The sequence below is a fragment of the Arthrobacter agilis genome, from assembly GCF_002953615.1.
Taxonomy (GTDB): domain Bacteria; phylum Actinomycetota; class Actinomycetes; order Actinomycetales; family Micrococcaceae; genus Arthrobacter_D; species Arthrobacter_D agilis_B.
The window spans coordinates 1,902,211-1,913,272 of the sequence record NZ_CP024915.1 but is presented as its reverse complement, the minus strand read 5'-3'; the positions used below and the strand labels follow the sequence as shown (position 1 = coordinate 1,913,272).

General features: G+C 69.8%; 13 protein-coding genes and 1 tRNA gene. 11 read left to right on the top strand and 3 right to left on the bottom strand.

The features are described 5' to 3' along the window. On the top strand, positions 1 to 650 hold a 650-nt coding region (locus CVO76_RS09240), incomplete at its 5' end, for an alpha-hydroxy acid oxidase (protein ID WP_208739044.1). Between the two features lie 16 nt (positions 651 to 666). Here the strand turns inward: CVO76_RS09240 and CVO76_RS09235 are convergent. Further along, entirely contained in the window at positions 667 to 1,695 is a 1,029-nt protein-coding gene (locus tag CVO76_RS09235; protein WP_208739043.1) for an alpha/beta fold hydrolase, read from the bottom strand. Between the two features lie 122 nt (positions 1,696 to 1,817). Here CVO76_RS09235 and CVO76_RS09230 point away from each other — a divergent pair, with 122 nt between their 5' ends. Beyond that, positions 1,818 to 2,129, top strand: coding sequence for a hypothetical protein (locus CVO76_RS09230; protein WP_208739042.1), 312 nt, complete (start codon positions 1,818 to 1,820; stop codon positions 2,127 to 2,129). A 74-nt stretch (positions 2,130 to 2,203) separates the two neighbouring features. Here the strand turns inward: CVO76_RS09230 and CVO76_RS09225 are convergent, their stop codons facing one another. After that, positions 2,204 to 2,506 carry a DUF4193 domain-containing protein gene (locus CVO76_RS09225; protein ID WP_133081453.1) on the bottom strand — a complete coding sequence of 101 codons (303 nt, stop codon included), beginning with the start codon at positions 2,504 to 2,506 and terminating at the stop codon, positions 2,204 to 2,206. Positions 2,507 to 2,851: 345 nt separating this feature from the next. On the opposite strand from CVO76_RS09225, the gene CVO76_RS09220 reads away from it, so the two are divergent. From CVO76_RS09220 to CVO76_RS09195, 6 genes are all read left to right on the top strand, one after another. Beyond that, positions 2,852 to 3,286: a DUF2243 domain-containing protein gene (locus CVO76_RS09220; RefSeq protein WP_244185843.1), complete on the top strand. Its 435-nt coding sequence runs from the start codon at positions 2,852 to 2,854 to the stop codon at positions 3,284 to 3,286. Then, complete coding sequence (locus CVO76_RS09215) at positions 3,279 to 4,157, top strand: cytochrome c oxidase assembly protein (RefSeq protein WP_208739041.1); 879 nt, start codon at positions 3,279 to 3,281, stop codon at positions 4,155 to 4,157. The genes CVO76_RS09220 and CVO76_RS09215 overlap by 8 nt, the downstream gene beginning before the upstream one ends. A 2-nt stretch (positions 4,158 to 4,159) precedes the next feature. Continuing rightward, entirely contained in the window at positions 4,160 to 4,897 is a 738-nt protein-coding gene (locus CVO76_RS09210; protein ID WP_208739040.1) for a hypothetical protein, read from the top strand. A gap of 174 nt (positions 4,898 to 5,071) precedes the next feature. Next, positions 5,072 to 5,506, top strand: coding sequence for a hypothetical protein (locus CVO76_RS09205; RefSeq protein WP_208739039.1), 435 nt, complete (start codon positions 5,072 to 5,074; stop codon positions 5,504 to 5,506). Positions 5,507 to 5,570: 64 nt separating this feature from the next. Next, the gene (locus tag CVO76_RS09200) at positions 5,571 to 6,896 is read left to right on the top strand and encodes an alpha-amylase family glycosyl hydrolase (RefSeq protein ID WP_208739038.1); all 1,326 of its coding nucleotides are present in this window, start codon (positions 5,571 to 5,573) and stop codon (positions 6,894 to 6,896) included. A gap of 96 nt (positions 6,897 to 6,992) precedes the next feature. Then, the gene (locus tag CVO76_RS09195; RefSeq protein ID WP_208739037.1) at positions 6,993 to 7,259 is read left to right on the top strand and encodes a hypothetical protein; all 267 of its coding nucleotides are present in this window, start codon (positions 6,993 to 6,995) and stop codon (positions 7,257 to 7,259) included. A gap of 81 nt (positions 7,260 to 7,340) precedes the next feature. Here the strand turns inward: CVO76_RS09195 and CVO76_RS09190 are convergent. After that, positions 7,341 to 7,413, bottom strand: a tRNA-Ala gene (locus tag CVO76_RS09190). Between the two features lie 112 nt (positions 7,414 to 7,525). On the opposite strand from CVO76_RS09190, the gene CVO76_RS09185 reads away from it, so the two are divergent. The 3 genes from CVO76_RS09185 to CVO76_RS09175 form a co-directional block, all read left to right on the top strand. Beyond that, a complete protein-coding gene (locus tag CVO76_RS09185) occupies positions 7,526 to 9,085 on the top strand; it encodes a DHA2 family efflux MFS transporter permease subunit (RefSeq protein ID WP_208739036.1) in 1,560 nt (519 codons plus the stop codon). 36 nt (positions 9,086 to 9,121) lie between these two features. Next, positions 9,122 to 10,594 carry a S10 family peptidase gene (locus CVO76_RS09180; RefSeq protein WP_208739035.1) on the top strand — a complete coding sequence of 491 codons (1,473 nt, stop codon included), beginning with the start codon at positions 9,122 to 9,124 and terminating at the stop codon, positions 10,592 to 10,594. 281 nt (positions 10,595 to 10,875) lie between these two features. After that, a partial coding sequence (locus CVO76_RS09175) for a trehalase-like domain-containing protein (RefSeq protein ID WP_244185842.1) occupies positions 10,876 to 11,062 on the top strand: 187 nt, incomplete at its 3' end.

The window sequence follows — 11,062 nt, the reverse complement described above, 5'->3', positions numbered from 1 at the left end:
CCATCCCGCCGGCACTGACGCTGAAGACCGTCGTCGACGCGTCGTACCGCCCCGCCTGGTGGTTCAACTTCCTGACGCACGAGCCGCTCTCGTTCGCCTCGCTCTCCCGCTACTCCGGCACCGTCGCCGACCTCATCAACTCGATGTTCGACCCCACCCTCACGTTCGAGGACCTCGACTGGCTGCGCAGCGTCTGGAAGGGCAACCTCGTGGTCAAGGGGATCCAGACCCTCGACGACGCCAGAAAGGCCGTCGACCACGGAGCGGACGGCATCATCCTGTCCAACCACGGCGGCCGGCAGCTCGACCGCGCGCCGGTCCCCCTGCACCTCCTGCCGCGCGTCGCCGCCGAGCTCAAGGGCAAGACGGAGATCATCCTCGACACCGGCATCATGAGCGGCGGTGACATCGTCGCGGCGCTGGCCCTCGGCGCCGACTTCACCCTGATCGGGCGGGCCTACCTCTACGGGCTCATGGCTGGCGGCCGCAAGGGCGTGGACCGCACCATCGAGATCCTCGGTACACAGACCGCCCGCACCATGCAGCTCCTCGGCGTCAACCGCATCGAGGACCTCACCCCCGACCACGTCCGGCTGCTCGGCGACGCGACGGCCGACGTGAAGCTGCCCGACGCTGCCATGACCCTCTGACGGCCGGACGGGTCCGTCACCGGGTACCCCTTCCGCGGGCCTCCGCCTGCTGTTCCCGGCCGAGTTCCACGAGGCGGTCGTCGTCCGTCCGGTTGCCCTTCAACTCGATCGCGACACCCTCGACCTCCTCGGCGATGGCGCGGACGGCGTCCACCGGAGCCAGGGAGGAGTGCACCTCCGGCAACTCCGGCAGAACGGCGATGCCCGCGCCGCGAACACTCCCGCCGTCGGTCCCTGGCGCGTGTGCTGATCCAGCGAGTGGCCGCTCCGCCTCGAGGGTGCCGCTCGCGTGGCGTACGCAGAGATCCGCGACCTCCCTCGCATGCGCGTGCATGACGGAGTGTGCCGCGCCTTCGATCTCCACGACCGGAGCCCCGCCGAAGGCCCGGCCCAGCCTCGTCACCCAGGCCGGCGGGCACACGGCGTCGTGCTGGCCGCGGATGATGAGCGTCGACGAGCGGACCCGGGTGGCCGTGGTCTCGATCGGGTACGACATCATGCGCGGGAGGATCTTGAAGAACCAGCCGAACCCGCACGTCAGGTAGGCGACGACGGCAAGCAGTTTCACGCGGGCCGGCTCATGGAGGCTCGCCCGCAGGAACCGGAAGGCCTGGACGGCCGTGGAGCGCGCCGCATCGTCCACGACGGGGCTGATGAGGACGAGGGTCGAGAGCTGGGGCCGGGACGCGGCGAGATGGGTGCAGATCTGCGTGCCCATGGAGTGGCCGATGACGACGGGGTCCTCCAGCCCGAGATCGTCGATGGCCTTGCCGACGAGCTCCGCGAACTGTCCGATCGACAGGGCCCTGCGTGCATGCGGGACGCCGCCGAAACCGGGCAGATCGAGGGCGAAGACAGGCCCGAACTGCATCAGGTGCGGCGCGAGCTGCTCGAAGTAGTGCGAGGACACCCCGAGGCCGGAGACCAGCACGAAGGCGCGCTCACCGACCTCACCGACGGAGCTGACGCGGGCCCACACGCCGTTCCCCTGGATCCTCCGGACCGTGATGTCCGGGCCCTGTTCCGTTCCTCGTGAAATCGCCACGCCTCATTCTGTTGTCGGAGGCGGGGAAAGCCTCGGTAGCGGTCTATTATTCATCCTGTGGTCCTGCCTGGGGCGGGTCCGGAAAACATAAGTCTGGGGAGACGAATATGAAGCGTGGGCGGATGCACTATCCGTTGCGTTACAGGCGCGCGCGGTCACTGCTCTACGCGATCGGCCTGTTCTGGCTGTGGCTCTGGTTCGGCAGCGCTGCATCGCTGGAGGTGCTCTACGGTTCGCCCGTGCATGCGGCCCTCGCGATGTACGGTCTCGCCGTCGTCATCCTGGTGTCGATTCCCGCCGCCCTGCTCGCGGTCATCCGGATGGTCCTGACGCGTCCCCGCCGGGACGCCGTCGTCGTCGAGCTCCCTGTCGCGTCGCGGTCGCGCCGACCGCTCGAAGCCACGCACTGGTGGTACGACGAGAAGGCTTCCTGAGCATTCCCCGACTCCGTTCCGCATGACGTCGGCGCCTCCCGCGGGAAACGCCGCCGTCGTCCCGGGGCCGCGGGTCAGCCCTCGCAGTCGCTGCAGTACTGCCGGCCGTCCTTCTCGAGGGCGATCTGGCTGCGGTGCCGGACGAGGAAGCAGGACGCGCAGGTGAACTCGTCCTCCTGCGGCGGGATCACCTGGATGAGGAGTTCCTCACCGGAGAGGTCGGCGCCCGGCAGGTCGATGCCCTCGGCGGTGTCGCCGTCCTCGATGTCGACCGACGACGACTGGGTGTTGCTTCCCCGATTCGCCTGGAGCGCCTCGAGCGACTCCGCTTCCTTGTCCTCGTCGTTGTTGCGGGGTGCGTCGTAGTCCGTTGCCATGCCGATGCCGTTCTTCGTGGGGTTCGTTGTGCCGCGGGGCGCGTGCAGCAATCGAGTCTAGTGGGAAATATCGGGCGTACTGCCGGTTCCGGGCCTCCTCACCGTGATGCTTGTCATAGCGTCGGGATCATGCCGTCGCCCCTGGTCCCGCCTCGTGCCGAGGGGTACTGACCGCCCGCGCCGCCCGCCACGGGGACGCGAAAGTGCTGGACGGGTCCGGGGCGGCGCTGGCACGCTGGGAGCTGTCCGCTTCCCCCGACGACGGGTGCCGCCATCGCTTCGTCCGCCATACCGCCCGTCCCCGCTGCACGGGACGCCGAGGGCCTCCAGCGCCGGAACGTCCTGGTGGGCGTCCTGTTCGGCTGCGGCGCCATCGCCTTCGTCGACGAGGCCGTCTTCCATCAGCTCCTGCACTGGCACCACTTCTACGACCGGTCCACGCCGGCGGCCGGCCTCGTCTCCGACGGCGTGTTCCACGCGTTCAGCTGGTTCGCGACCGTGGCCTCCCTGTTCCTCTTCGCCGACCTCAGGCGCCGCGGAGCCCTGCGGGCCCGGCGCTGGGTGGGCGGTGTCCTCGTGGGCATCGGCGCGTTCCAGCTGTTCGACGGCCTGGTGCAGCACAAGCTGCTCGACCTGCACGAGGTGCGGTACGGCGTCGACCTGCTCCCCTACGACCTCCTGTGGAACGGTGTGGCCCTCGCCTTTTTGGCGGCCGGGGTCCTGGTGCTCCTCGGAACCCGCCGCCGGACGGGCCCGGACGCCGTTCCCCGCCATGGGTGACGATCCGCACCACCTCGGCGAGGCCGTGTCCGGGCACCTTCCGGGAGGGCTCGTCGGGCTGGTCCTCGGCACCGCCGTCGTGCTCGTATGGCTCGGGGCGGCCGCGGCGTACCTGCTCGCCGGCCGCGCCGCCGTCCTGCGCGGACGGACCGGATGGCCTCCCCGCCGGTCCGTGGCCTGGCTGGCCGGCACGGTGCTGGGGCTGGCCGTCACGGTGGGCCCGCTGGCGCAGGCCGCCGGCCGCAGCTTCACGGCGCACACGGCGGTCCATCTGGCCCTCGGCATGCTCGTCCCCCTGCTGCTCGTCCTCGGCGCTCCGGTGAGCCTGTTCCTCCGCGCCGTCCCCGTGTCCGTCGGGCGGCGCTTCAGCCGTCTCGCCGCCTCGGTTCCCGTGCGGCTGGGCACCCATCCGGCGGTCGCCACTCTCCTCGCCACCGTCCCGATGGCACTCCTGTATCGGGACGGGGGCGCCCTCGACCTGCTCCACCACCCGGTGCTCGGGCCGCTGCTGCACGTCCATTTCGTGGTTGCCGGGTGCATCTTCACCTACGCCGTCGTCGGAACGGACCCGAATCCGCACCGGGCTCCGGCGTGGCAGCGCGGCGCGGCGATCGTCACGGCGATCGCGGTCCACGGCATGGTGGCGAAGCACCTGTACGCCGTCGGCGCCGAGGCCGGTTCGCCGGAGGTGGAGCAGGCGGCCCAGCTCATGTACTACGGCGGCGATGCCGTCCACGCGCTCCTCCTCGTGGTCTTCTGCGCACAGGTCTACCGGACCGGCGGACGGCGCCTGGACCGGCGCACGGCTTCCCCGGCATCCTGTGTAGCATTGCCGGAGCGGGCGGGTAGCCCGGCGCCCACCGAAGGATGACCATGCAACGTTTTCCACCCCTCGCGGGACTGTCCCTGGCCGCCCTGCTCGCGGTGGCCGGCTGTTCGTCATCGTCACCGTCACCGTCATCGTCGCCATCACCGTCCGCGGAGGCGGACGGGACGACAACGGCGGACGACGGATCCCGCACGTACTCCTCGGAGGAACTCGCGGCGATCCTGGACACCGTCACCGAGGCGGACGGCACCGCCCTGCAGGTGCTCCCTACGGACCAGATCGACCAGGGCATGGACCAGGCGCGCCGGTTCCTCGAGTCGGTCGTGATCACGCCGGAGGAGTGCGCGGTGTTCGCCTCCAACACCCTCGAGGTGCCCGAGGACGCCGGGTACGCCACGGGTGTCTCCGGCGCCGGTGGTGACGCCGTCCAGACCATCGTCTCGGCGTCGTCGTCCGCGGATGCCGCGTTCTTCCCCGGTCGCATCGATGCATCGTCCGCCGCACTGCAGGCATGCTCGTCCTTCACCGTCGAGGCACAGGGCGTGGTGATCGACCAGACGGTCCAGGACGTCGACGCGGCGACGGACGCCGACCGGAGCTTCGGGAACCTGACGCTGCAGTCGTCGCCGGACGGCGCCCGGCAGGAGACGATGACCGTCATCGGGACGCGGGGGAGCCTGGCCGTGACAGCTGTGCGTACCGCCCGGGACGCCCTACCCCAGGGAACGCAGGACGAGCTCCAGGACCTGATCGACGAAACGCTCGCCGCCGCCGCTGGGTAGCCTCGCCCGGTCCGGGACTCGGCCTGCGCAGGGACAGCAGCAGCACACCTGCGCGACGGACACCTCGCGGTGGTGTGGAGCAACCCGAAGTGGACAGGGCTATGTCAGTCCGCATATAACTAGTTTGTCGAACTAGTTGACAGTAGGGTTCGTATTCTTGATGAAAGGGCGAGCATGACGCAGACAATCAGTGACACCCTGGGCGCAGGAGACACCGCCGTCGGGGCACCCCTCCACTGCGGGGAGCCCATGACCCTGCGCGAGACCTCCTACACCGGCTCCTCCTACGGCATGATCCCGCAGGCTCCGGCCGGGTTCGACGTCGAACTCGTGTGGGCCTGCTCGTGCGGTTTCCAGCTCTCCCACGAGGAGCCGGCCGAGCTCGCACACCCGCTGCCTCCCGCCCTGCGCCGTGTCGCGGCGGCCGCCGCCGACCTCGAGTCGATGCAGTGGCAGCTCGACCAGCTCGCGGGGGAACTCGAGTGCGCCGTACTGCAGGCCGCCGACGCGGGCGCAGCCATCGTCGACATCGCCGACGCCGCGCACCTCGAGCCGGGCGAGGTGCAGCAGCTCGCCTCGGGCGGGCACCTCCTCGTGGACGCGAGCTAGCCGGCCTCCCCGGGCCGCCAGCCGCCCTGCTCCACCCGATCGCCGTACCGAAGGGCAGGACCGCATGAAGGAACCCGACTGGGTCCGGCACGTGATCTGGTGGCACGTGTACCCGCTCGGTTTCGTCGGTGCGGAGAAGACCGCGACGACCGATCCGGCAGCCGCCCATCGCCTGCTGGACCTGGTGCCCTGGCTCGACTACGCACTGGAGCTCGGCGCGTCCGGGCTGGCGCTCGGGCCCGTGTTCGCCTCGGAGACCCACGGCTACGACACCACCGACTACTTCCGGATCGATCCGCGGCTCGGCACGTCGGAGGACTTCGACACCCTCGTCGCCGAAGCGCACCGCCGCGGTCTGCGGATCCTGCTCGACGGAGTCTTCAACCACACCGGGCGCTCCTTCGCCCCGTTCCAGGACGTCCTCGCCGACGGCCCGGGAGCAGCGACCGCCCCATGGTTCCTCCTCGACTGGCCCGACGGTGCCGGGGCCGGCACCGAGCCGGGGTACCGCGACTTCGAGGGCCACCACCACCTCGTGGCGCTGAACCACGACGAACCGGCCGTGGTGGACTTCGTCGCCGGGGTCATGGAGTACTGGCTCGGTCGCGGGGCGGACGGTTGGCGGCTCGATGCCGCCTATGCCGTCCCGGCCCGGTTCTGGGCCGAGGTCACCACGCGCGTCCGGTCGTCCCACCCCGAGGCATGGTTCGTCGGTGAATACATCCACGGCGACTACGGGTCGGAGATCCGGGCCGGCGGGCTCGACTCCGCCACGCAGTACGAGCTGTGGAAAGCCGTCTGGAGCTCGCTCAACGACGCGAACCTCTTCGAACTCGCCGCGGCACTGGAGCGCCACAACGCGCTGCTCGGAAGTTTCGCCCCGCTCACCTTCATCGGGAACCACGACGTCACGCGGATCGCCAGCAAGCTCATCGACCCCGCCCTGCTCCCCCACGCCGTCGTCGTCCTCCTCACGGCCGGCGGCACCCCGTCCATCTACTACGGGGACGAGCAGGGCTATCGCGGGATCAAGGAGGACAGGGCAGGGGGCGACGACGACATCCGGCCGCTCTTCCCACCCTCCCCGGGTGACCTCTCCCCCGTCGGCAGGCCCACCTACGAGGTCCACCAGGAGCTCATCGGCATCCGCCGCCGGCATCCGTGGCTCCACCGTGCGACGACGCAGGTGCTGCAGCTGTCCAACGAACTGCTGGTCTACCGCGTCGCGGCCGACGGCGACGCGCCACTCGTGGTCGCGCTCAACCTCGCGCCGGACACCCGGTCGGCAGAGACCGGCGGCGCCGTCGCCGTCCTCGCCGGACGGGCGACGGTCGAGTCCGGCACGCAGCGGATCCTCCTGCCGCCCCGCACCTGGGCCGTCCTCGGCTGACCCGGTCCCTCGGGACGGGACGGCTGGTCCGCGGAGGGCGGCCAGGCCTGCCACGAGTGGATAATGGGACGACATATCCGCTGCAGAGGAGGTCGCATGGGTCCGGAGGACGCGCCGAGGGACATCGACACGACCGACTTCACCCCGTGGCCGCGACCGGTCCCGGCGCACGTCCTCAACGGCGTGAAGAAGCTGCTGCTCGTCGCCGCGATCCTCGTGGGCGTCCAGCAACTGCTGCCGTCCACGAGCATCGGATCCTCGCTGAGCAGCACCTTCACGCTGCTCGTGGTGATGTCGTGGCTGGGACCGCTCGCCCGGATCCTGGCGGCACGACCGTGGGCGCGGAAGGCTCCCGAGGAGTAGGTCACCGGAGCCGGCCATCTCCGCCACGACGAGAAAAGCGGGGCTCCTGATGACAGGAGCCCCGCTTCGTGTTCCGGACCGTGGAGCTTAGGGGAATCGAACCCCTGACCTTTTCATTGCGAACGAAACGCTCTACCAACTGAGCTAAAGCCCCGGACACCACTTCCGAACACCAACACTCTACCCAAGAGAAGGGCCGAGGCCCAAAGTCACGCCGGGACGGCCTCCGCTCCGGAGAGTCGGCACGCGGGCGTAGTCTTCTTCCCATGTCCAGCAACCCTCCGGCGGAGGCTCGTGCCCCGCTCCAGAACGACGACGTCAGGCCCTGGCCCGCCCTGTGGTCGCTCGTCATCGGCTTCTTCATGATCCTGGTCGATTCGACGATCGTCTCCGTCGCCACCCCCGCCATCATGGAGGGACTGGGAGCCGGCATCGACAGCGTCATCTGGGTGACGAGTGCCTACCTGCTGGCCTACGCCGTCCCGCTGCTCGTGACCGGCAGGCTCGGCGACCGGTTCGGGCCGAAACGCATCTACCTCGTGGGCCTCGTGGTCTTCACCCTCTCGAGTGCCTGGTGCGGTTTCTCCGGCACGGTCGAGGCCCTCATCATCGCGCGCGTCCTGCAGGGCCTCGGCGCCGCCCTGATGACCCCGCAGACCATGTCCGTGATCACGCGGATCTTCCCGCCGGAGCGCCGCGGTGCCGCCATGGGGCTCTGGGGATCCGTCGCCGGCATCGCCACGCTCGTCGGGCCTGTGCTGGGCGGCCTGCTCGTCGACTCCGCCGGCTGGGAGTGGATCTTCTTCATCAACGTCCCGGTGGGCGTCGTCGGCTTCATCCTCGCCGCCCGCCTCGTCCCGGTCCTGCCGACCACGTCCCACCGGTTCGACATGCTCGGGGTGTTCCTCAGCGCGGCCGGCCTGTTCTGCCTGGTCTTCGGGATCCAGGAGGGCGAGACCTACGACTGGGGCACCATCGCCGGCCCTCTCTCCGTCTGGTCCCTCATCATCACGGGCCTCGTGCTGCTCGTCGCCTTCGTGGCCTGGCAGCGCTTCAACCGCGGCGAACCCCTGGTTCCCCTCAAGCTGTTCCGCGACCGCAACTTCTCCCTCGCGAACACCTCCATCACGGCCATGGGCTTCTCGATCACCACCATGACGCTGCCCCTCATGCTCTACGCCCAGACGGTCCGCGGCCTCTCGCCCACGCAGGCGGCCCTGCTGCTGACCCCGATGGCCGTCATCTCCGGCGTCCTCGCCCCGTTCGTCGGCAAGTACGTGCAGCGCAGCAACCCCAAGTACATCGCCATCGCGGGCTTCGCCGGGATGTCCGCCGCGCTGTTCTGGCTGGGCTCCATCCTCACGGTGGACGTCCCGCTCTGGCAGCTGCTGCTGCCCATCTCGCTGCTCGGCCTCTCCAGTGCCGGCATCTGGGCGCCGGTGTCGCTGACGGCCACGCGCAATCTCGCTCCGTCGCTCGCGGGCGCCGGCTCCGGGGTCTACAACACCACGCGGCAGATGGGCGCCGTCCTCGGCAGCGCCGCGATCGCGGCCGTCATGCAGTCGCACCTCCTGGCTAACCTCGGTGGAGGCGGTATCAGCACCACTCCGGGGACGGCCCTCCCCGACGAGGCCAAGGCCGGCTATGCGCTGTCCATGGGGCAGTCGCTCTACCTGCCGGCGATCGTCATCATCCTCGGCTTCGCGGCGGCCCTGTTCTTCGCGAGACCGCAGCAGAACCGGGTCTGGGAGGGCGATGCCGGGGCCGCGGGTGGGAGCCCGTCCGCGGCGGACCGGCCTCGGGAAGCGACACCGGCCGACTCCTGAGCTGTTGCCTCGGGGAACTACCGGTAGTCTTCTGCCATGGCTGATGAGACGCAGGACACAGCGAAGGACACGGACACCGCCGCGGCGAAGGAGGTGTCGGACGACTTCGCCGTCCGGGAGCACACCTCGCCGTCGGGTCTGAAGTACACGACGACGACGGGACGCCTCGTACTGCGGCGCGAGGAGACGAAGGACGGCAAGGCGGACGGCTTCAAGCCGAAGGCCGAGATCTTCCTCGTCGCGTACACGAAGCAGGACGCCGAACCGGACCGGCCCGTGACCTTCGCCTTCAACGGCGGACCGGGCTCGGCCTCCGTCTGGCTGCACCTGGGCCTGCTGGGTCCGCGTCTCGTGGAATCCGGTGACGTCGGGACCATGACGCCCGCCCCCTTCGGACTCGTCGACAACCCCGACAGCCTGCTCGAATCCAGCGACCTCGTGATGATCGACCCGGTCAACACCGGATTCTCCCGGGTGGTGGCGGGCGAGAAGGCCGACGAGTTCCACGCCTTCGTGCAGGACCGCGACCTCGTCGCGGAGGTCATCCGGCTGTGGACCACCCGCAACAACCGCTGGCTCTCCCCCAAGTACCTCGTCGGCGAGTCGTACGGCACCCTCCGCGCCGTCGCGGTGGCCGGACGGCTCTTCGACGCCTACGGCATGGCGGTCAACGGGCTCGGTCTCATCTCCACGGTGCTCAACATGTCCACGCTGCGGTTCTTCCCCGGCAGCGACCTGCCGTACGCCCTGCACCTGCCGACCTACGCCGCCATCGCGCACTACCACGGCCGGCACGGCGACCGGGAACTCGCCGACGTGGTCCGTGAGGCCGAGGAGTACGCGGCCAGGGACTTCGGCTACGCCCTGACGCAGGGCAGCCGGTTGACCCCGGAGGAACTCGACGAGGTGGTGCACCGGCTCCACACCATCACCACCCTCGACGAGGGCTTCATCCGCCGCACGAACCTCCGCTGGGCCTACCACGAGTTCGCCGCCGAGATCCTCCGCTCCGAGGGCCTCGCCGTCGGCCGCATCGACGGTCGCTTCGCCGCGAAGCCCGCGAACCTGCAGTCGTCGAACTCGTTCGACGACCCGAGCATCCGGGCCATCACGGGGCCGTACTCCGCAGCCATGAACCACTACGTCCGCGCCGAGCTCGGCTACGAGAACGACCTTCCCTACGAGATCCTGACGGCCCGTGTACAGCCCTGGAGCTACCGGACGTTCGAGGGCGCCCCCGTGGACGTCTCGGGTGTCCTCGAACGCCTCCTCGTCCACAACCCCGCCCTGCGCGTCCACGTGGACTACGGCTACCATGACGGCGCGACGCCCCACTTCGCCGCCGAGTACGTGTGGGCGCACATGAACCTCGACGACGCCACCCGTGCCCGGTTCACCCACCACTACCACGAGGCCGGTCACATGATGTACCTCAACCCGGTAGCACGCGACACGCAACTGCGCGCCCTCCGGGCCTTCGTCACGCAGGAGCGGACCGGCCAGGAATAGTAAGTAGGATGATGAAGACGGTCGCGGCGACAGCCGCGACGGCCCCTACCTTAAGGACTCGACCATGCTGAAAAGGATCCTCTGGGCCCTGGTGCCCATCATCGCCTCACGCGTACTGAACAACCGCCGCGGCGGGCAGCCCCGGGCCAACAAGACGCGGTACAACGGCAAGTACGGCAGGTAGCAGCGCGCCGCGGGCGGGAGGACCGACGATCGCACTCCGTGACGAGGCCGGCTTCGCCGACATCCGTTCGTACGCCGCCATCGGTGACGGGCGGACGGTGGCGCTGGTCGCCCTCGACGGCTCGATCGACTGGTACCCCACGCCCGACCTCGACTCCACGCCGACGTTCGCCCGCCTGCTGGACGCCGACGAGGGTTTCATCTCCCTCGCCCCCACGGCGGAGTTCTCGGTGGAGCGCCGCTACGCGGACGGCTCCAACGTCCTCGAGACCACGTACACCACGG

Coding starts and splice junctions, on each gene's coding strand:
- CVO76_RS09225 (WP_133081453.1), bottom strand. CDS start 2,506: ATGGCAACGGACTACGACGCACCCCGCAACAACGACGAGGACAAGGAA.
- CVO76_RS09180 (WP_208739035.1), top strand. CDS start 9,122: ATGGCTGATGAGACGCAGGACACAGCGAAGGACACGGACACCGCCGCG.
- CVO76_RS09210 (WP_208739040.1), top strand. CDS start 4,160: ATGCAACGTTTTCCACCCCTCGCGGGACTGTCCCTGGCCGCCCTGCTC.
- CVO76_RS09185 (WP_208739036.1), top strand. CDS start 7,526: ATGTCCAGCAACCCTCCGGCGGAGGCTCGTGCCCCGCTCCAGAACGAC.
- CVO76_RS09200 (WP_208739038.1), top strand. CDS start 5,571: ATGAAGGAACCCGACTGGGTCCGGCACGTGATCTGGTGGCACGTGTAC.
- CVO76_RS09205 (WP_208739039.1), top strand. CDS start 5,072: ATGACGCAGACAATCAGTGACACCCTGGGCGCAGGAGACACCGCCGTC.
- CVO76_RS09195 (WP_208739037.1), top strand. CDS start 6,993: ATGGGTCCGGAGGACGCGCCGAGGGACATCGACACGACCGACTTCACC.
- CVO76_RS09230 (WP_208739042.1), top strand. CDS start 1,818: ATGCACTATCCGTTGCGTTACAGGCGCGCGCGGTCACTGCTCTACGCG.
- CVO76_RS09215 (WP_208739041.1), top strand. CDS start 3,279: ATGGGTGACGATCCGCACCACCTCGGCGAGGCCGTGTCCGGGCACCTT.